The organism is uncultured Microbulbifer sp. (genome assembly GCF_913055755.1).
Taxonomy (GTDB): domain Bacteria; phylum Pseudomonadota; class Gammaproteobacteria; order Pseudomonadales; family Cellvibrionaceae; genus Microbulbifer.
Map to the genome: position 1 here is coordinate 16634 of NZ_CAJXKH010000024.1, position 20733 is coordinate 37366.

The 20733-nt window shown below is 58.2% G+C and carries 13 protein-coding genes; 4 read left to right on the forward strand and 9 right to left on the reverse strand.

The window, feature by feature from the left end; translation table 11 throughout:
- The first annotated feature begins 219 nt into the window (after positions 1–219).
- The 3 genes from QZ511_RS06290 to QZ511_RS06300 all read left to right on the forward strand — a co-directional run bounded on the left by QZ511_RS06290 (position 220) and on the right by QZ511_RS06300 (position 6987).
- A complete protein-coding gene (locus QZ511_RS06290; protein ID WP_295800580.1) occupies positions 220–3126 on the forward strand; it encodes a TonB-dependent receptor in 2907 nt (968 codons plus the stop codon).
- Between the two features lie 189 nt (positions 3127–3315).
- Positions 3316–3900 (forward strand): MarC family protein, encoded by a 585-nt coding sequence (locus QZ511_RS06295; RefSeq protein WP_295800582.1) that lies wholly within the window; start codon positions 3316–3318, stop codon positions 3898–3900.
- A gap of 435 nt (positions 3901–4335) precedes the next feature.
- Positions 4336–6987, forward strand: coding sequence for a TonB-dependent siderophore receptor (locus QZ511_RS06300; protein WP_295800584.1), 2652 nt, complete (start codon positions 4336–4338; stop codon positions 6985–6987).
- A gap of 83 nt (positions 6988–7070) precedes the next feature.
- Here QZ511_RS06300 and QZ511_RS06305 read toward each other — a convergent pair whose 3' ends face one another.
- Positions 7071–8261, reverse strand: coding sequence for a CDC27 family protein (locus QZ511_RS06305; RefSeq protein WP_295800585.1), 1191 nt, complete (start codon positions 8259–8261; stop codon positions 7071–7073).
- A 177-nt stretch (positions 8262–8438) separates the two neighbouring features.
- Here QZ511_RS06305 and QZ511_RS06310 point away from each other — a divergent pair, with 177 nt between their 5' ends.
- Positions 8439–9977 carry a peptide MFS transporter gene (locus QZ511_RS06310; protein WP_295800591.1) on the forward strand — a complete coding sequence of 513 codons (1539 nt, stop codon included), beginning with the start codon at positions 8439–8441 and terminating at the stop codon, positions 9975–9977.
- Positions 9978–10076: 99 nt separating this feature from the next.
- Here the strand turns inward: QZ511_RS06310 and QZ511_RS06315 are convergent, their stop codons facing one another.
- The 8 genes from QZ511_RS06315 to rimP all read right to left on the reverse strand — a co-directional run bounded on the left by QZ511_RS06315 (position 10077) and on the right by rimP (position 20305).
- Complete coding sequence (locus QZ511_RS06315; protein WP_295800594.1) at positions 10077–10901, reverse strand: sulfite exporter TauE/SafE family protein; 825 nt, start codon at positions 10899–10901, stop codon at positions 10077–10079.
- Between the two features lie 101 nt (positions 10902–11002).
- Positions 11003–13120, reverse strand: a complete 2118-nt coding sequence (gene pnp / locus QZ511_RS06320; RefSeq protein ID WP_295800595.1) for a polyribonucleotide nucleotidyltransferase — start codon at positions 13118–13120, stop codon at positions 11003–11005.
- A 261-nt stretch (positions 13121–13381) separates the two neighbouring features.
- Complete coding sequence (gene rpsO / locus QZ511_RS06325) at positions 13382–13651, reverse strand: 30S ribosomal protein S15 (protein ID WP_066966910.1); 270 nt, start codon at positions 13649–13651, stop codon at positions 13382–13384.
- Positions 13652–13760: 109 nt separating this feature from the next.
- Positions 13761–14711: a tRNA pseudouridine(55) synthase TruB gene (truB, locus tag QZ511_RS06330; protein WP_295800608.1), complete on the reverse strand. Its 951-nt coding sequence runs from the start codon at positions 14709–14711 to the stop codon at positions 13761–13763.
- Positions 14711–15109: a 30S ribosome-binding factor RbfA gene (gene rbfA / locus QZ511_RS06335; RefSeq protein ID WP_295800611.1), complete on the reverse strand. Its 399-nt coding sequence runs from the start codon at positions 15107–15109 to the stop codon at positions 14711–14713. The genes truB and rbfA overlap by 1 nt, the downstream gene beginning before the upstream one ends.
- Before the next feature lie 132 nt (positions 15110–15241).
- Positions 15242–18052, reverse strand: coding sequence for a translation initiation factor IF-2 (infB, locus tag QZ511_RS06340; RefSeq protein ID WP_295800616.1), 2811 nt, complete (start codon positions 18050–18052; stop codon positions 15242–15244).
- 143 nt (positions 18053–18195) lie between these two features.
- Positions 18196–19698: a transcription termination factor NusA gene (gene nusA, locus QZ511_RS06345; protein WP_295800619.1), complete on the reverse strand. Its 1503-nt coding sequence runs from the start codon at positions 19696–19698 to the stop codon at positions 18196–18198.
- Positions 19699–19840: 142 nt separating this feature from the next.
- Positions 19841–20305, reverse strand: coding sequence for a ribosome maturation factor RimP (gene rimP / locus QZ511_RS06350; protein ID WP_295800624.1), 465 nt, complete (start codon positions 20303–20305; stop codon positions 19841–19843).
- Positions 20306–20733: the final 428 nt, after the last annotated feature.

The window sequence follows — 20733 nt, forward strand, 5'->3', positions numbered from 1 at the left end:
TTGCTGCCTCTAAAGCAGCCAAAACTCTTCCACTATTCCGGAAAGCTGACTTACCTGTCTTTATCGCACTGCAAAAAAAAATTAATTTCATTGAGGAACCTTTCTCCTTGTCCGTTAAACCCCCGTTGGGAAGGAAATGGCCGCTTGGGGGTAGCCATTTCCAACAATCGCCATTTTTGGCAAATCACTATAAATCCAACGAGCTTGAGAGGATTTCCAATGAAAAGCAGCTTTAAAAGAAGCCTAATTGCTGTAGCCGTAAGCGCCACTCTGTGCGCTCCGGTCTTCGCTGCGGATGACACCAAAGGCTATCTGCGCGGTACTCTGGTTACCGACACAGTAACTACTGGCGTTACCATTACTATCACCGACCAGAAACAGGGAACTTCCCGTTCATTCACTGTCGAGGGTGATGGCGAATACCGTTTCCCGGCAATCCCGACTGGCGTTTATGACATCGTTGCCAAGAAAGGCGATGAAATCATCATCGAACAAAAGGGTGTGAGCGTCGGTCTCGGCGGCAAAACCACTTTCAACCTGGTTGCCACTGGCTCCGGCACAATCGAAGAACTGGAAGTAGTTGGCGAACAGGTAACCCTGGACACCAGCTCCGCTGTTCAAGACTTCGTCATCAACACCGATGAGCTGACTTCCAAGGTACCGGTTGCCCGCAACCTGACCTCCATTGCACTGCTGGCTCCGTCAGCAACTGCCGGTGACGTTTCTTTCGCCTCTGCCAACCACGATGCTCCCGGCCTGTCCCTGGGCGGTGCCTCCGTTGCTGAAAACGCCTGTTTCATCAACGGCCTCAACACCACCGACTTCCGTAAAGGCCTGAGCTGCAGCCAGGTGCCTTTCCAGTTCTTCGACACTGTTCAGGTGAAGAACGGCGGCTATAACGCCGAATTCGGCCGCGCCATTGGCGGCGTAATGAATGCCACCTCCAAGCGCGGTGGTAACGAATTTGAAAGCGGCGTAAACATGTACTGGGAGCCGGACGCACTGCGCTCTGACTCTCCGAATACTTACGCGGCAGACAACAATCTGGACGAACGTGAACAAATGAACTTCGATGTTTGGGCCGGTGGCGCAATCATTGAAGACAAGCTGTTCTACTACGGTCTGTACAGCCGCCACAACCAGACCAACGTAGACGCAGGTTCTGGCCGCTACTTCGAAAGCAACTGGAACGACGACTTCTGGGCTCTGAAGCTGGATTACATCATTGCAGAGGGACACACTCTGGAATACACCGGCTTTGACGATACCCGTGTAGAAGAAGAAGAAGGCTACGTTTATTCTTCTGATACCGGCCGAGGTGACAAGCTCGGTACCTCTTCCTACACTCGCGGTGGTGTTAACCACACCATCAAGTACACCGGTGCACTGACCGATGACCTGACCCTGTCTGCACAATACGGCATCAACAAGTATGACCGTATGGATGACAACAGCGCATCTGCCAACCCGGTTATCATCGATTACCGTTCCGGCTCTCGCGAAGACATCGGCAACTGGCTGACTTCTCAGACCCTGGGTGCCAACGATGAGCGCAAAGCCTGGCGGATCGACCTCGACTACTACGTAGGCAGCCACAGCCTCCGCGCCGGTATCGACAACGAAGTCAATACCGCCAACGAAGCAACCATGTACTCCGGTAACCACGTATATCGCTACTATGTAGCCGATGCGGACAGCCGTATTGTCTCTGAAGGCACCGTAAATGTAGGCGATGAGTTCGTTGAAGACCGTATTTACCGTAACTTCGGCAGCTTCGAGACTGTTACCTCTGCGTTCTACATTCAGGACGAGTGGGAGATCAACTCCCAGCTGACTGCTTACATGGGTCTGCGTAACGAGAGCTTCGACAACCAGAACGCCAACGGTGACTCGTTCATCAAGATCGACGACCAGTGGGCGCCGCGCATGGGTATCACCTTCGACCCGACTGGCGACGCCACTTCCAAGATCTACGGTAACTTCGGTCGCTACTACCTGCCGATCGCTGCCAACACCAATATGCGTATGGCGGGTGCCGAACTGTACACTGGCGACTTCTACGCGCTGGAAGGCACCAACGCCGACGACTCTCCGATCCTGGGTGAGCACAGCTACCAGACCGTCTACGCTAACGGCGAAGTGGCCGATACCCGTTCCATCCTCGACGAAAACATCGAGCCGATGTACCAGGATGAGTTCATCCTCGGTTACGAAATCGCACTCAATGACGACTGGACTCTGGGTCTGCGCGGTGTCTACCGTGACCTGAAGAGCACCATCGAAGACGTGGCGATCGATAAGGCCGTTATCGACTACTACAACTCTACCGGCACTTGGGATGCCTCCATGGTAGGCGGTGATGCCGTAGAAGACGTATTCGGTGGCTTCCACCAGTACGTACTGACCAACCCTGGCGCAGACATGAGCGTCTACATCCCGGAACAGGATGAGACCATTTCCCTGTCCGCCGACGCTCTGCGCTACCCGCAAGCTTCCCGTACTTACAAGGCGTTGGAGTTCACCTTCGATCGCGCCTGGGACGGCAAGTGGATGATGGGCGGCTCTCTGGTACTTGCCAAGCTGGAAGGTAACCACGAAGGCTACGTGAAGAGTGATAACGGCCAGGACGACGCAGGTATCACGACCTCCTTCGACCAGCCGGGCCTGACCGACGGCTCCTACGGCTACCTGCCGAACGACCGTCGCTGGACCCTGAAGGCGTGGGGTTCCTACCAGTTCGACAATGGTCTGCTGATGGGTACCAACTTCACTGCTAAAGATGGTCGTCCGGTTAGCTGTATCGGTAACCACCCGACCGACGTGTTCGCAGGCGCCTATGGCTCTGAGTCCATGTACTGTGGTGGCGAACTGGTTGCACGCGGTTCCGCCGGTCGCACCAGCGATATCTTCAATATCGACGCAAGCATCCAGTACCCGATCAACATGAGCAACGGCTCTGAGCTGGTACTGCGTGCGGACGTGTTCAACCTGTTCGACTTCGACAATGAAATCGAAGTACGTGAACTGGGCGAACTGGACTTTGCTGGTGCGGATCCCAACTACAAGAAGCCGACCAGCTACCAGGCTCCTCGCAGTGTGCGTCTGAGCGCCAACTACACTTTCTAAGTTTAGTTAGCTAACGCTCTATCTTAAGCCCCGGTCTTCGGATCGGGGCTTTTCTTTTTTATGGAAAAGGAAAAGATCAATTAACGCGGTGCTAGAATTGCGCCCAAAATACTCTGTAGGGATATGACTGGCAGATCAGAACTCGCCCGTCAAATCAGCTCCCGATTACCTTTTCGACAGGTTCGTTCAATGGACACCCTAACCGCCTTCCTAACCCTGCTTTTCGTCATGGACCCACTGGGCAATATCCCGGTGTTTCTATCGGCCCTGAAGAATGTCCCGCAAAAGCGGCAGCTGTACGTCATCATGCGCGAGCTGGTGTTTGCATTGATCGTTTTGCTGGTGTTCCTCTACGGCGGGCGTTTCATTTTGACCTGGCTGGGGCTGTCGCAGGAAGCGATCCGGATTGCCGGTGCAATCATCCTGTTCCTGATTGCCATTCGCATGGTGTTCCCCATCGAGGGGGGGATCATGGGGGAGCGTCTAGAAGGCGAACCGTTCTTTGTACCCCTGGCAGTGCCGCTGGTAGCGGGTCCTTCCACCATGGCCATTCTCATGTTGATGACCAACAGTGAAGGCGAGCAGCTGTGGAACTGGACCCTGGCACTGCTGGGGGCCTGGGCGGTATCTGCTGTTATTCTTCTGGCATCGTCACCGCTGGCAAAGCTGCTGGGTAACCGCGGCCTGATTGCGGTCGAGCGACTGATGGGCATGGTGCTGGTGATGCTGGCGGTGCAGCTTTTCCTCGACGGCATCAAACAGAGTCTGGCGTAGAGCCTTCGCAACCGGCTTATTCGCGGGGCAGCACCGAGCCCCGCGACCTCCTGACTTCCACCTCCGCTAGTGACTTCCGGACCAATTCCCCCTCTTTTTCGGACCAAGAATCCATTCACAAGCAAAGTGTCTATTTTTTAGCCGATCCATTCAACCGAAGCTATTTTTTCATTTTAGTTACAGATATCCTAACTTTTTATTATTTCCCGCAAGATTTTAACAGATACACCCCGCATTAACGTAAATTAACACTCCTTATAGATCAAAAAACAACCATAAAGGTCACATTTGAAACAGATCCGACGTAAGAAGGGAGACTTATAAATGACAGGTTAGTTCCATAACGCATTTTGTTCCTTTAAAGTCACGGCGCACTCGAATTACAACAATTGAATAAATGTTTTGTAAGTGCCCTAAGTACAAAAAGGATGCATTATGATCAAGACCAAGTTGAGTATTGCTGTTGCAGCATTCAGCGCTGTCGCCGCTGCTGGCGTATCTGCCCAGGACGCGGTTCCCGGCCCGGCCGTTGAAGAAGTGATTGTTACCGGTTCCCGCATTGCGCGCGACCCGCTCTCCACTACCGGCCCAATCACCATCGTGGATTCCGAAGCCATTGAACGTTCCGGCGTCGGCACCATCGACGAGCTGCTGAACCAGCTGCCGTCCATGGGTACCACTGGCATCAACGCCAACGACAACAATGGCGGTAACGGCCTGGCGTTCGTTGACCTGCGCAACCTGGGCTCTGCCCGTACCCTGGTACTGGTAAACGGCCGTCGCTTTGTTTCTTCCGCTTCCGGCGTCAGCTCTGCGGTAGACATGAACAACATTCCGGTTGATATGATCGACCGTATCGAAGTTCTGACCGATGGCGCCTCTGCGGTATACGGCTCCGACGCTGTTGCCGGCGTAATCAACGTGGTCATGAAGGATTCTTTTGATGGCGTGCGTGTTAACGCCCGTACCGGTGCAACCTCTGAAGGCGGCGGTGACAACGGTGAAATCTCTTTCACCTTCGGTAACGAAGGCGAGCGCGGCAGCTTTATCGCCAACATCAGCCACAGCCAGCGCGACGAAATCACCTACAACGATCGCGATTGGGCCGGCCTGACCAGCTCCATGGGCCCCAACGGCAATATCTTCACCAACTACGGCAACTTCAGCATCGGTGAAGACGGCGTAACCCTGGGAGATTACGCGGGCTACGATATCGGTCAGCACATGTGGCTGTCCGGCTCCATGGAGCGTACCGCCGCGACCGCGTCCGGTAAGTTCTCCATCACCGACAGCCTGGAGCTGTGGGGTGAAGCCAGCTACACCACCAAAACCACCAACCAGCAGCTGGCTGCACAGCCGATGTACGCTGGTAACGGCTTTGTCCTGGACCCGGAACAGCACCTGCCGGCTGAAGTTCAGTCCCAGCTGCAGGACGCCTGGCAGGAAGCCTACGACGCGTGGGTAGCCAACGGTTCCGACATGGAAGACGAAGTTAACCCGTTCCCCGGCAACACCTGGGTTGAAGGTTTCTCCGACTTCCGTGTACGTCCGGTTGCCGGCGGCACCCGCGACTACCAGCAGGAAACCGAAACCTTCCGCCTGGCCTCTGGCTTGCGCGGTGACCTGGCCAATGGCTGGAGCTGGGATACCTTCGTAAGCTACGGCAAAAACGAAGGCGACAACGTTACCTCCAACTCCTACAACAAAACCCGACTGGACGAAATTTTCAGTGGTGAAGCTGGTCTGGATTACGATTTCACTGGTGGCATGAGCCAGGAAATCATGGACTACTTCCGCTACGATGACCGCGAGAACAACGAGTACGAGCTGATCAACATCGGCGCGGCTCTGTCTGGCGACATTGAAGCCGTTCAGTTCCAGGGCGGTGCGCTGGGCTTTGCCGGCGGTATTGAATACCGTGAAGAATCCGGTGAATTCAACCCGTCTGCGGAAACCCAGAGCGGTGAAACCTTCGGTAACCAGCAAGACGCTACCGGTGGTGAATACGACGTTGCGGAAGTGTTTGCGGAATTCAATCTGCCGATTCTGGCCGGCGTTCAGTACGCAGAAGAGCTGTCAGTTGACGCCGCGGTTCGCTACTCCGACTACAGCACCTTCGGTGGTGAAACCACTGGTAAGGTAGGCCTGGTTTACGCACCGGTTGAAGACGTACGTTTCCGTACCAGCTTCTCCACCTCCTTCCGTGCACCGGGTATCTACGAGCTGTATAGCGGTTCTGCACAGAGCTACGAGTTCCTGATCGACCCGTGCGACACCAGCTCTGCAAATGGCGAAGGCCAGGGTGCAAACTGTGCCATGGTAAACCCGGGCTTCACCCAGGCTGGCAACCAGGTACCGACCAACATCGGCGGTAACGAAGACCTGCAGCCGGAACAGGCCGAAACCTTCACCGCAGGTGTAGTGTGGACTCCGAGCTTCGTAGACGACCTGTCCATCACCCTGGACTACTACGATATCTCCATCGAAGACGCGATCACCTCTCCGGACCTGCAGCGCATCCTGGATGACTGCTTCCGCGAAGGTATTGCCACCGCGTGTGCTTCCGTAACCCGCGGTGCCGGCAACCAGATCGTTGCACTGGAAGGTGCGAAGATGAACATCGGCCAGGTAGATACCCGCGGTATCGATCTGGACATCATCCAGAACTTCCACTTCGACGCTGGCCAGCTGGCTCTGCGTGCCCAGGCAACTCACCTGCTGGAGTACAACGAGTTCAACGAACAGTCCGGCACCGAGACTGACTACGTGGACTACGTTGGCACCACCAGCGGCCTGTACGTTGACTGGCGCGGCCTGGCCAGCGCCATGTGGTACGGCAACGACTGGGAAGTTGGCGCTGAAGTTCAGTACCTGAGCGAAGGCGAGAGTTCCTACAAGCCGGTTGACGCAATGACTTACCTGAACCTGAAAGCAGGTTGGGATGTCAATGAGTCCCTGCGCCTGTCTGCTGGTCTGGACAACGCCACCGACGAAGAGCCGGAAGACACTTCCGGTTACAGCGACTGGAACAGCACTTACGACTTCCAGGGCCGCTACCTCTGGGCTGGTGCTTCTTACCAGTTCTAAGTTGCGATCTGATCGTCAACGCAAAAGGGGATGCCGCAAGGCATCCCCTTTTTTATTTGCCGGTCCCGGTCAAAAAAGGCCGGTTAGCGGTGTTCTTTCAGGTAGTCCAGCTTGCGGGTGTACGCCTGCCTGGTACCCGGGTTATCCGCGAGGGAAAAAGCTTCCACAAAGTGTGACCGGGAGTCTTCAACGTCCCCCAGCTGGTAGCTGGTCAACCCCATCAGGAAATGAAAGCGGTGGTCGTTTTCGTATTTCCACAGCGCCCGCTTGAGCTGTCTTTTCGCTTCCCTGAAGTCACCGTGTTCATAGGCATTGCGCGCCTGGTAATACAGGTAATAGGGATTGCGCTCCCGGTGAAAACGGGCGCGCTCGGCGTAATAGTCTGCCAGCTCTGTACGCTGCTCGTGGCGATACAGCCGCTCGAGGTTGCTCATGGCGATGGCGTGACGTCTATCCAGCTGCAACGCCTGCAGATAACTCTGTTCGGCGGCATCAAATTGCTGATAGCGGCTGTATAACGCACCCAGGTTTGCCCATAAATCCGCACTGCCGGGACGCAGTTCCAGCGCCTTGCGCAGGTACAGGAATGCCGGTCTCTTCTCCCCCTGCTGCATCAGTTCCAGCCCGCGGTTGCTGTAATACTGCGCAAAGGCTTCGCTGTCGGTGAGCTTGCGCTGATCGTAAACCGGGTCGTAGGCGGCCAGGTTGAAATCCACCACGCGGCGCCCGCGCAGGCTTTCAGACACCATATTGATGTGGCGGTACACCACAAAGGTCTGGGACTCTTCGTGGCCCCACACCGGCGGCACTTCCACCTGGTTGAAATAGGCATCGGCGCCCAGCTCCCGCGCCATGGCCACCATCATCACCGTGAACGCGATACAGTTGCCCTGCTGCTGGCGGTAGGTCTCCCCGGCGGTCAGGGTCGCATCGGGAGTGTACTCGACGTTGAAATCCTGCTGCTGGAATCCGCGCAGCAGCGCCTGCAGGCGCACATCCCCGCTGGCTCCGGGTGCCAGCTGGGCGAGATAGCTGCGCATCTCCGGCGACAGATAGAGAATGTCGTCTTCCGGCAGGGACGCCCCATCGACCTCTTCGCCAAGCAGTGCGCGGCCGGACAGCAGCCATCCGCTATCGATCACCGCAGCGGTTTGTGGGGGTTGGCCGGCGCAGCCGTTCAGGAGTGTCGCCAGCAGCAGGCCCGGCAAGGCGGCAAATAAACGCCAGCGTGCCCCGGCTCCCGGCCTGCGTTCAGAATTTTGCGGGGTTTTCATGGTTATTCTCCCCATTTCATCTCTGGAAATACCAGATTTACCACTATTCCTGTCGCGAAGGAATCCTTTTTGCAGGTTCATTTCCTGTTTCACCTGTAACCATTCGCCTGATTGAAACACCGCTGTTAAACTCGGGCCTGTCTCACAATTAAAGCTATAACAACTGGAAAAGCTGATATGTCGTCAAATACGCATCAGAACAGTGCCGGCTTCTTCGGCCACCCGAAAGGGCTCTCCACTCTCTTCTTCACGGAAATGTGGGAGCGCATGAGTTACTACGGCATGCGGGCCCTGCTGGTCCTGTTCATGACCGCCAGCCTGCAGGAAGAAGGGCTCGGATTTACTGTCGCTGCTGCGGCAGCCATCTACGGCCTCTACACCGGTGCGGTCTACTTCCTCGGCCTCCCCGGCGGCTGGATTGCCGACCGCCTGCTCGGCGGCCAGAAGACCGTCTGGTACGGCGGCATCATCATCATGTGCGGCCATATCGTGCTGGCCATTCCCAATGACAGCACCTTCTTTGTCGGCCTGATGCTGGTTGCTTCCGGTACCGGCCTGCTGAAGCCGAATATCAGTGCGCTGGTCGGCCACCTGTACGCCTCCGACGACGTGCGTCGCGACAGTGGCTACGCCATTTACTATATGGGCATCAACCTCGGCTCGCTGATCGGCTACTTCATCTGTGGCTACTTCGGTGAAAGCGTCGGCTGGCACTGGGGCTTCGGCGCCGCGGCAGTCGGTATGGCGGTAGGTCTGATCCAGTACCGCGCGACCATCGGCACCCTGGGCGATGCCAGCCTGAAGCCGGAAAACCCCCTGTCCGAGAAGGGCGCAAAGCGTGCCTGGCAGGTGATCGGCGCCGTGATCGCGGTAGTCGCAGTAATCGCAGCCCTGGCGCTGACCGGCAAAATCACCATTAACCCGGTGGTCATTGCCCAGTACGTTGCCATCGCCTTCACCCTGACCTTCTTCGCCTATTACGGCTTCATCTACTTCGCCGGCCAACTGACCGATGCCGAGAAGAAGCGTATGTGGGCACTGTTCCTGGTGTGCCTGGCGTCGGCCTGTTTCTGGTCCGGCTTCGAGCAGGCCGGCTCCTCGCTGAACCTGTTCGGCCGCGACTACACCGACCGTCTCATTGGTGCATTTGAGGTACCGGCATCCTGGTTCCAGAGCGCCAACGCCTTCTTCATCATCGTGCTGTCGCCGTTCTTCGCAGCCCTGTGGATCAACCTGGGCAAGCGCATGATCACCCCGTCCTACAGCATGAAGTGTGCGATTGGTCTGATCATTATGGCATCTGGCTTCCTGGTGATGTTCTTCGCGGCACAGTACGCTGCTCAGGGCCTCAAGGTAGCGCCATACTGGCTGATCACCACCTACTTCCTGCACACCGTGGGTGAACTGTGCCTGAGCCCGGTAGCCCTGAGTGCGGTGAGCAAGCTGTCTCCGCGCCGCTTCGCCGGCCAGATGATGGGTGTGTTCGTACTCACCTACTCCATCGGTAATATCATTTCCGGCCTGCTGGCGGGCAACTTCGACCCGGATAATATCCAGGAACTGCCCAACCTGTACCTGCAGATTGCCCTGTTCAGCATTGGTATCGGCATCATCCTGGCGCTGGTCGGCCTGAAGTCCAAAGTTTGGGAAAACGGCGCCGAAGACGACCATATCGAACCGGTAGAACCGGCCGAGGCTCCGGCCAAAACCGTTTAACCGGCCCCGATATCGGGCACAGGCCCGATACAAAAAAGGCCGCTGCGGGAAACCGCAGCGGCCTTTTTTATTGCGCGTGATACGCTCAGCCAGGAACTATTAGCCCAGCACCAGCGAGTAGTTCAGCCAGATAAACCGCACCCCGATAAAAAACAACAGCCCCGCAAAGCAGTTCTTCAGCAACTGCGGCGACAGCCTGTGCGCGAGCAGCGCCCCCAGCTTTGCGAACCAGGCACTGGTCAGCACGATACCGAGAAATGCCGGCCAGTAGATATAGCCGCTGCTCCACGCCGGCAACTGGGCATTACCCCAACCCTGCCAGGCAAAGCTCAGTGCGCCCGCGACCGCAATGGGCAGGCCACAGGCCGCGGAGGTGGCCACGGCGCGCTGCATCACCACGTGACAGCGGGACAGAAACGGTACGGTCAGGGAACCGCCACCGATACCGAAGATTGCCGAAGCCCAGCCGATAAAGGCACCGGCGGCGGACAGGCCCACTTTACCCGGCACACGGCTGCCGTCGGTGGGCAACTGGGCCTTACGCAGCCCGTCGAGCCACATTTTGATTGCAATAGCGACCGCGAAGACGCCGATCAGGAACTGCAGCCAGGCGCCACTCAGCCAGTCCGCGGTCATCCCTCCGAGCCAGGAGCCGACCAGGATACCCGGGGCCATAGCCGCAAAGATCTTCCAGTCCACCGCGCGCTTGCCGTGATGGGTGCGAATGGAGCTGATGGAGGTGACGATGATCGTCGCCAGCGAGGTGCCCACCGCCATATGGGTCAGGATTTCCGGCGCGATTCCCTGGGCGGCAAACACCAGTACCAGCGCCGGCACAATGATCAGGCCACCGCCGACGCCGAATAATCCGGCTATGGTGCCCGCACAGATACCGACTACCAGGTAGATCAGCAATACTTCCATTCCGCCCCCAACGTTTATCGCCAATTTTTAAACAAAAAAAACGGTGGCATATAGCCACCGTTTCTCTCAACCTGCAAGCAGGCTATTTTCCGGACGGGGACTTACTCCTCGCCAGTAGCCTCATCCGCCTGCTCGGCTTCTTCGGCTTTTGCTTCCTTGATGGACAGCTTGATACGGCCGCGCTGATCCACGTCCAGTACCTTCACTTTGACCATCTGGCCTTCGCTCAGGTAATCGGAAACCGCGTTTACGCGCTCTTCCGCGATCTGGGAAATGTGCACCAGGCCGTCTTTACCCGGCAGGAAGTTGACGAATGCACCGAAGTCCACGATACGCACAACCTTACCTTCGTAGATCGCACCGACTTCCGCTTCCGCAGTGATTTCCTCGATGCGGGTAACCGCCGCTTCCAGGCTCTCACCATCTTCACCGAATACCTTCACGGTACCGTCGTCTTCGATATCGATGGAAGCGCCGGTCTCTTCGGTGATGGAGCGGATGGTGGCGCCGCCCTTGCCGATCACGTCGCGGATCTTGTCCGGGTGGATCTTCAGGGTCGCATAGCGCGGAGCATTCTCGTTCACCACTTCACGGGAAGCACCGATCACCTTGTTCATTTCCGCCAGGATGTGCAGACGCGCGTGCAGGGCCTGCTCAAGGGCGGTCTCCATGATCTCTTCGGTGATGCCTTCGATCTTGATGTCCATCTGCAGCGCGGTCACGCCACTTGCGGTACCGGCTACCTTGAAGTCCATGTCGCCCAGGTGGTCTTCGTCACCCAGGATGTCGGTCAGAACCGCGAAGCCTTCGTCTTCCTTCACCAGACCCATGGCGATACCGGCAACCGGAGCCTTCAGCGGTACACCCGCGTCCATCAGCGCCAGGCTGGAACCACACACGGAAGCCATGGAGCTGGAACCGTTGGATTCGGTGATCTCGGATACCACACGCAGGGTGTAGGGGAACTCTTCCGGGTTCGGCAGTACCGCAGCAATACCGCGACGGGCCAGACGGCCGTGACCGATTTCGCGACGGCCGGTAGCGCCGACACGGCCCGCTTCACCTACGGAGTAGGGAGGGAAGTTGTAGTGCAGCATGAAGTAGTCTTTGCGCTCGCCTTCCAGCGCGTCGATGATCTGTGCATCGCGGGTAGCACCCAGCGTGGAAACAACCAGTGCCTGGGTTTCGCCGCGGGTGAACAGTGCGGAACCGTGGCCTTTCGGCAGCACGCCCACTTCTACGCTGATCGGGCGTACGGTCTTGGTGTCGCGACCGTCGATACGGGGCTCACCGCGAACCACGGCGCCGCGTACGGTTTTCTTTTCCAGCTTGCCGAAGTAGCTTTTAACAGTGCCTTCGTCCAGCTCTTCAGTGGCCAGCGCTGCAGCAGCTTCGTTGCGCAGCTCGCCCAGACGGGTGGTGCGCTGCTGCTTGTCGGTAATTTTGTAAGCTTCGGCCACTTTTTCGCCGAACTGCGCTTCCAGCGCGGACTTCAGCTCTTCGTTGACCGCTTCCGGCTGCCAGTCCCAGGTGGGCTTGCCAGCTTCGGCTTTCAGCTCTTCACAGACCTTAACTACAGCCTGCATTTCCTGGTGCGCAAACAGAACCGCGCCCAGCATGATGTCTTCCGGCAGCTCTTTCGCTTCGGATTCCACCATCAGAACTGCGTCTTTGGTGCCGGCCACAACCATGTCCAGCTCGGATTCTTTCAGCTCGCTGTAGCGCGGATTCAGCAGGTAACCGTCTTTCTCGGTGTAACCCACACGGGCAGCGCCGATGGGGCCGCCAAACGGGATACCGGAAACGGACAGTGCCGCAGAGGTGCCGATCATGCCGGCGATATCCGGATCCACGTCTTTTTCCGCGGACAGCACGGTGATCATTACCTGTACTTCGTTCATGAAACCGTTCGGGAACAGCGGGCGGATCGGACGGTCGATCAGACGGGAAGTGAGGGTTTCTTTCTCGGACGGGCGGCCTTCACGCTTGAAGAAGCCACCGGGAATTTTGCCGGCCGCGTAGGCCTTTTCTACATAGTGTACGGACAGCGGGAAGAAGCCCTGATCAGGCTTGGCTTCCTTGGCGCCTACAACGGTACACAGAACCATGGTTTCGCCCATGGTGACCAGCGCTGCACCGGTTGCCTGGCGCGCGACGCGGCCGGTCTCGATGGTGACCTGGTCTTTTCCGTACTGGAAGGTTTTGGTTACTGGATTCACTAGTATCTTTCCTGTTTCCTGTGCGTGCTGGCCCATTCCAGCAACGCCTTGCCTACATGCGATGAACACTTTTTTGTTCATCTATGCGCTGTACTTCTCGCGTCATTTCAGCTTCGCGGTCCATACAAACGCCAAAATCCGCTGCCGGCGAACCGGCAGCGGAAATCTGGTGCGGGCTGTCGCCCGCCGCCCCCGCATGCCTCTGCGAGAACGCAAATTCCATATAGAACAATGCCCGCCAGAGGCGGGCATTGCAGGGTCTTAGCGACGCAGGCCGAGCTTGGCGATCAGCTGTGCGTAACGGTTCAGATCCTTGCGCTTCAGGTAGTCCAGCAGCTTGCGACGCTGGTTTACCATGCGGATCAGACCACGACGGGAGTGGTGGTCCTGCTTGTGAGAAGCAAAGTGACCCTGAAGCTTGTTGATGTTGGCAGTCAGCAGGGCTACCTGGACTTCCGGAGAACCGGTATCACCTTCAGACTGGCCATGCTCTTTCAGGATGGCTGCTTTTTCGTTTGCAGACAGTGCCATAACGAATTACCTCGTTCGTAACATGCTTAAAAAGATTCGGCTGGCCCGTGCATGTTTACAGACCAGCTAGTCAATGGCCCATGGTCGCCTGCGAGCAGGCTCCTAAGGGTTATTTTACCAACCGGCGGGGAGCAACCCGCCCGTCATCAGTAATCTCTCCAACGCCCAGAAATTCACCACTTTCCAGGAAGAGGCGCACCATATCACCTTCGTCGCCCAAGCGATAGACCTGCAGATCCATTACCGGCTGCCCCTGACGCAGATAGTAACCGGAGTCATCATTCAGGGTCATTTTCGGCAGCCCGGAGGCGGGAGAGTCCACCGCCAGCAGGTGGTGATCCAGCACCTCGGCGCGGTCTTCCCCCCGCTCCTCGGTCAGCTCGTCCAGGGTGACCGAGTCTTCCTCGTGGTAGGGCCCGGCGGCGCTGCGGTGCAGCTTCTCCACAAAGGCGCCGACGCCCAGTGCCTTGCCGAGGTCTTCCGCCAGGCTGCGCACATAGGTGCCCTTGGAGCAGTGGACCTCGATTTCCGCCCGCGGCAGCTTGTCCGGTGTATCGGCGCCGGGGGTAAAGCTGAGCAGTTCATAGGAATAGATTTCCACCTGCCGCGCCTCGCGCTCCACTTCGATCCCCTGGCGCGCCAGCTTGTACAGCGGCTGCCCCTGGTGTTTCAGGGCGGAGTACATGGAGGGCACCTGGCTGATGGTGCCGCGGAACGCCGCCATGGCATCCCGCACCTGCTGTTCCGTGAGCCCGGAGGCATCGCTGGTGGCGACCACGTTGCCATCGGCATCGCCGGTCTCAGTGGTCATGCCGAAGCAGAAGGTACTGCGGTAGCGCTTGTCAGCGTCCAGCAGGTACTGGGAAAACTTGGTCGCCTCGCCAAAACAGATCGGCAGCACGCCGGTGGCGAGCGGATCCAGCGCACCGGTATGGCCGGCGCGGTTGGCAAAAAACAGTCGTTTGGCTTTCTGCAGGGCGTCGTTGGCGGTGATACCGGTGGGCTTGTTGAGCAACAGCACACCATCGACCTGCCGGCCCCATTTTGGTCTGCGCCCCATCAGTCGTCTGCGCTATCGTCGCTGTCGTCAGATCGCTTCTGATCCGCTTTTACCGCCTTGTCGATCAGCGCCGAGAGGTGCTGGCCGCGCACGGAGGTTTCGTCGTAGCGGAACTGCAGACGGGGAATGGTGCGGATCTGGATCTCTTTCGCCAGCTGGCTGCGCAGGAATCCGGCAGCCTTGTTCAGAGCTTCCATGGAGATGTCGATCTTGCTGCGATCGTCCTCGCCCACCAGGGTCACGTAGACCTTGGCGACGGTAAGATCGCGGCTCACTTCCACGTCGTTGACATTGACCATGCCAACCCGCGGGTCGCGCACTTCGTGCTGAATCAGCCGGGCCAGCTCGCGACGCATGGCGTCGGCTACCCGGTCGGCACGGTGGAATTCTTTGGCCATCATCTACCTATAAAAATGGCTTGAACATCGCCGCTCCGGCGCACGCCGGAACCCAGGAATGCCACGGGAAGTGACTTGCTGGACCCCGGCCTGCGCCGGGGTGACGACCAATCTGTTGATTACAGCGCGGTATTACAGCTGGCGAGCGATCTTGACGATATCGTAGACCTCGATCTGGTCGCCCGGCTTGACGTCATTGTAGTCCTTAACGCCGATACCACACTCCATACCGTTGCGAACTTCCTGCACGTCGTCTTTGAAACGACGCAGGGATTCCAGCTCACCCTGGTAGATCACCACGTTGTCGCGCAGTACGCGGATCGGCTTGTTGCGGTATACGGTACCCTCGGTGACCATACAGCCGGCAATCGCGCCGAGCTTGGGCGAGCGGAATACATCGCGCACTTCGGCGATGCCGACAATCTCTTCGCGCTCTTCCGGTTCCAGCATGCCGGACAGGGCCTGCTTCACTTCGTCCAGCAGGTTGTAGATCACGCTGTAGTAACGGATCTCGACACTCTCGGTCTCCGCCAGCTTGCGCGCAGCCACATCGGCACGGGTGTTGAAGCCGATGACGATGGCACCGGAGGTCAACGCCAGGTTGATGTCGTTTTCGGCAATACCACCAACACCGCTGGAAACCACATTCACGGAAACTTCTTCGTTGCCGATTTCCGCCAGTGCGGACAGGATGGCTTCCAGGGAGCCTCGTACGTCGGCCTTGACCACGACCGGCAGTACTTTCTTCTCGCCGGCTTCCATGTTGGCAAACATGTTTTCCAGCTTGGCCGCCTGCTGGCGCTGCATGCGTTCGATGCGCTCTTTGTCCGCGCGCTGCTCCGCAACTTCGCGGGCCTTGCGCTCGTCCGCCACCACCAGGAACTCGTCACCGGCATTCGGGGTGGAATCCAGACCCAGCAGCTCCACCGGCGTGGATGGACCCGCTTCCTTCACGGATTTGCCCAGTTCGTTGGTCATCGCACGTACGCGGCCGTAGCTCTGGCCTGCGAGCACGATATCGCCGCGCTTCAGTTCGCCGTTCTGAACCAGCAGGGTGGCGACCACACCGCGGCCTTTTTCCAGGCGCGCTTCGATCACAACACCCGTAGCCGGTACGCCAATTTTCGCCTTCAGCTCCAGCATTTCAGACTGCAGGGATACCGCTTCCAGCAGGTCGTCGATGCCCTGTCCGGTGTGGGCAGAAACCTCGATGAACTGGGTATCGCCACCCCAGTCTTCCGGGATGACATCTTTCGCGGCCAGTTCATTCTTCACACGATCCGGGTCGGCAGCTTCCTTGTCGCACTTGTTGATGGCGACAACCAGCGGTACACCGGCGGCCTTGGCGTGCGCGATGGCCTCTTCGGTCTGCGGCATTACGCCGTCGTCCGCGGCTACCACCAGAATTACCACGTCGGTCGCCTGGGCACCGCGGGCGCGCATGGCGGTAAACGCGGCGTGTCCCGGGGTATCCAGGAAGGCAATTTCGCCCTGGCTGGTCGGCACCCGATAGGCACCGATGTGCTGGGTAATACCGCCGGCCTCACCGGATACCACCTTGGTATTGCGGATATAGTCCAGCAGCGAGGTCTTGCCGTGGTCGACGTGGCCCATCACGGTTACTACCGGTGCCCGTGACACCTCTTCACCCTCGATCTCCTGGGACTGGGCAACCAGCTTCTCTTCCAGTTCGTTCTCGGAGCGCAACACCACCTTGTGGCCCAGCTCTTCAACAATCAGGGACGCGGTTTCGCGATCCAGGCTCTGGTTGATGGTGACCATTTCGCCCATTTTCATCAGGCGTTTGATCAGCTCGCCGGCCTTGATGTTCAGCTGCTTGGCGAGTTCGCCAACGGTAATGGTTTCACCCAGTTGTACTTCGTACACTTGCTTTCCTGTCGGCTTTTTGAAGCCGTGCGTGTTCTTTACTTTCAATGTCGGACGCGACAGTGAGCGCGTACTGCGCTTCTCTTCGTCGCTTTCGAATGCCTCCAGCGCGGCGTCGTACAAAGAAGTTTTGCTGGATTTCTTCGGGCCGGACTTGCCGCGGCGACCGCGGCGCTTGCGCGGCTCATCCTCATCGCGATCCTCTCCCGGTGTAGGCGCGTCGTGCTTGCGACGCAGTGCCGGCTTGGCAGCTTCCGCAGCGGCAGGCTGCTTGGCTTTTTCCGCCTGCTCTTTCTTTTCCTGCTCGAGGCGGGCGCGCTCGGCTTCTACCTTGGCTTTTTTCTCTTCCAGCTCTGCAGCTTCGCGTTCGGCTTCTTTCTTGCGACGCTCCATGGCCGCAATGCGCATGGCTTCGATATCGTCTACATAGCTGGTGCGCACAGGAGCAGGTTCCGGCTTGGCCTTCTTCTCCACTTCCGCCTCTGCGGCTTCTACCTTCGACTCTTCCGCTGCCGCCGGCTTGGAAGCCTCTTCGGCTTCGGCCGCCTTGGCTTCCGCTTCGGCCTTGGCTTTGGCCTCGGCTTCGGCCTTCGCTTTGGCTTCCGCTTCAGCGCGTTCTTTGGCCTCGGCTTCCGCTGCCTGCTGTTCCGCAAGCGCGCGCTCGGCAGCCGCTTTTTCCGCGGCAGCCAGCTCTTCTTCAGCCTGTTTCAGTGCTGTGGTATCCGGCTCAGCCTGCTCCGCATCCGCGGCGCGCTTGACGTAGGTGCGCTTCTTGCGAACCTCCACATTGACGGTTTTACGGCCGGTGCCTGAGCCGGTTTTCAGCGTCGTGGTGGTTTTGCGCTTGAGGGTAATTTTGCGAGGTGAGGCGTTCTCTTCTCCCTGAGTGCTACCGTGGCTGCTTTTCAGGAAATTGAGCAGGACCTGTTTCTCTTCCGCAGACACACTTGCATCTGCTGAAGTGTGGGGCAAACCCGCCTCCTGCATCTGCTTGAGCAGACGCTCTTCGGTGGCACCAACCGATTTGGCGAGTTCGCTAACTGTTACTTCGGCCATTCTCTCTCCTAAAAAGTCGCTTAGTAGCGGAGCAGTATCAACGCATTTTACTGCTCCGCCCTTGGCCTGCCATGCAGGCAATTCGGGGCGCGTACGCCGACACCGGCGTACGCGTTACCGGGGTTGCCCCCGGCGTGCGGGCGTCAAGCCCCCTGATCACTGTCGTCAGCGAACCAGGGTTCGCGAGCTTTCATGATCAGTGCGGCTGCGCGCTCTTCATCGACGCCTTCGATGTCCAGCAGGTCATCTACTGCCTGCTCGGCGAGGTCTTCCATGGTAGCCACGCCGCGACTGGCCAGCTGGAACGCCAGCTGGCGATCCATACCTTCCATATTAAGCAGGTCTTCCTGGGGTTCGGAAGCATCCAGCTGCTCTTCGGAAGCCAGCGCCTGAGTCAGCAGTGCATCCTTGGCACGTGCGCGCAGCTCTTCCGCGATATCTTCATCAAACCCTTCGATCTCGAGCATTTCCTCGATGGGCACATAGGCCACTTCCTCGAGGGTAGTGAAACCTTCTTCCACCAGTACGCCGGCCACATCCTCGTCGATATCCAGGCGCTCCATGAAAGTTTCCATGATGCTTCCGGACTCGGCTTCCTGCTTGGACTGCCATTCGTCAACGCTCATCACGTTGATCTGCCACTCGGTCAGCTCGGATGCAAGGCGCACGTTCTGGCCGCTGCGACCAATGGCCATAGCCAGGTTTTCCTCGGCCACCGCAACATCCATGGAGCCGGCATCTTCGTCGACCACGATGGATTCGATTTCCGCCGGCGCCATGGCGTTGATGACAAACTGTGCGGGATTGTCGTCCCACAGCACGATATCAACACGCTCACCGGACAGTTCGTTGGACACAGCCTGCACACGTGCACCGCGCATGCCAACACAGGCGCCGACCGGATCGATACGTCCATCGTTGGTGGTAACGGCAATCTTGGCGCGCAGGCCCGGATCGCGCGCAGCGCCGCGAATTTCGATGACCTGCTCGGAAATTTCCGGCACTTCGATGCGGAACAGCTCGATCAGCATTTCCGGGCAGGAGCGGCTCAGCATCAGCTGCGGGCCGCGGGCTTCCGGCTGGATTTCCAGCAGGATTGCACGCACGCGGTCACCCAGACGGAAAATCTCGCGGCCAACCAGCTGGTCGCGGGGCAGACGCGCTTCCGCGTTATTACCCAGGTCCACAGCGATGAAATCGCGGGTCACTTTCTTGACGGTGCCGCTTACCAGCTCGCCCACGCGATCGCGGTATTCATCGACGATCTTGGCGCGCTCGGCTTCGCGAACCTTCTGCACGATCACCTGCTTGGCGGTCTGCGCGGCGATACGGCCGAACTCGACGTTCTCTACCTGTTCACGATAAACGTCACCGGCCTTTAATTCCGGATCTTTTTCGTGTGCCTCTTCCAGGGTGAACTGGGTACCCAGCTCCGCCAGAGTTTCGTCGTCCACCACTTCCCAGCTGCGGAAAGTCTCGTAGTCACCGGTCCTGCGATCGATGATCACCTCGATGGTGGAGTCTTCGTCGTAGCGCTTCTTGGTGGCCGTTGCCAGGGCCGCCTCGATTGCCTGGAAAATAATTTCCCGGTCAACGCCTTTCTCGTTGGAAACCGCTTCGGCTACCAGCAAGATTTCTTTGTTCATGCAGCTGCCTCTTCAAAAACGCTACGTGCTGTTTACTCGATGCCGAGAGCCCCGGAAAACTTCGCCGGGCGCTTCTGCAACACTCGCCTGATTAATAAATCCGTTACTTCCTGTTGGCGCCAGCCGGTGCCACCCCGGACGATTACTTCTCGAACTGGGGAATAATGTTTGCCTTCTCGATACTGTCGATCGGCAACAGGTATTCGTTCTCGCTATCGATACGCAATACCACTTCATCGCCTTCCACACCGGCGATCAGGCCGCGCCATTTGCGCTGGCCATCCAGCGGCATGCGCAGGCGCATCTCGACCTGGGCGCCGATAAAGCGGCGGTAGTGGTCGAGCTTGTACAGCGGCCGGTCCATCCCCGGTGAAGACACTTCCAGGGTGTACTTGCTGCTGATGGGATCTTCGACATCCATTACCGCGCTGACCTGACGACTGACTTTTTCACAGTCGTCCACGCCGATACCGCGCTCGGCATCAATGTAGATACGCAGCAGGGCGTTGCGGCCGTGGGTCTGATAATCGATACCCCACAGCTCGCAATCCAGTGATTCAACCACCGGAGTCAGCAACTCTTCGAGAATTTCGCGTTTACTTGCCATATCACCACTTTGGCCCACGGACGTTGCCGGTTTGTTACCCGACCCCGCGCAGGGGCAGGTGCGCACAGGCACCGCAAAAACAAAAAATGGGCAGCGAAGCTAGCCCCACGGTCCGAATGAGAAACCGCGGCGCCGACTCCCGGCCCATTCGGATGGCAACCCCGGAAACCGGCTTGCCGCAGATACGAAAAAGCCCCTAACAGGGGCTTTTACTACGCGAAAGCATCCTGAAATACTTTCGCAAAATTTGGTAGCGGGGGCAGGATTTGAACCCTGGACCTTCGCCCGGCCATGCCGGCCAGAGGTAAAAAGAGAGCCCGTCGGGCATCTCGCCAAGTACCACTGGCACCGAATTTGGTAGCGGGGGCAGGATTTGAACCTACGACCTTCGGGTTATGAGCCCGACGAGCTACCAGGCTGCTCCACCC

Bases quoted from the DNA above. Each gene is read 5' to 3' on its own strand.
- QZ511_RS06290 (WP_295800580.1), top strand. From the start codon at position 220: ATGAAAAGCAGCTTTAAAAGAAGCCTAATTGCTGTAGCCGTAAGCGCC.
- QZ511_RS06295 (WP_295800582.1), top strand. From the start codon at position 3,316: ATGGACACCCTAACCGCCTTCCTAACCCTGCTTTTCGTCATGGACCCA.
- QZ511_RS06300 (WP_295800584.1), top strand. From the start codon at position 4,336: ATGATCAAGACCAAGTTGAGTATTGCTGTTGCAGCATTCAGCGCTGTC.
- QZ511_RS06305 (WP_295800585.1), bottom strand. From the start codon at position 8,261: ATGAAAACCCCGCAAAATTCTGAACGCAGGCCGGGAGCCGGGGCACGC.
- QZ511_RS06310 (WP_295800591.1), top strand. From the start codon at position 8,439: ATGTCGTCAAATACGCATCAGAACAGTGCCGGCTTCTTCGGCCACCCG.
- QZ511_RS06315 (WP_295800594.1), bottom strand. From the start codon at position 10,901: ATGGAAGTATTGCTGATCTACCTGGTAGTCGGTATCTGTGCGGGCACC.
- rpsO (WP_066966910.1), bottom strand. From the start codon at position 13,651: ATGGCACTGTCTGCAAACGAAAAAGCAGCCATCCTGAAAGAGCATGGC.
- truB (WP_295800608.1), bottom strand. From the start codon at position 14,711: ATGGGGCGCAGACCAAAATGGGGCCGGCAGGTCGATGGTGTGCTGTTG.
- rbfA (WP_295800611.1), bottom strand. From the start codon at position 15,109: ATGGCCAAAGAATTCCACCGTGCCGACCGGGTAGCCGACGCCATGCGT.
- infB (WP_295800616.1), bottom strand. From the start codon at position 18,052: ATGGCCGAAGTAACAGTTAGCGAACTCGCCAAATCGGTTGGTGCCACC.
- nusA (WP_295800619.1), bottom strand. From the start codon at position 19,698: ATGAACAAAGAAATCTTGCTGGTAGCCGAAGCGGTTTCCAACGAGAAA.
- rimP (WP_295800624.1), bottom strand. From the start codon at position 20,305: ATGGCAAGTAAACGCGAAATTCTCGAAGAGTTGCTGACTCCGGTGGTT.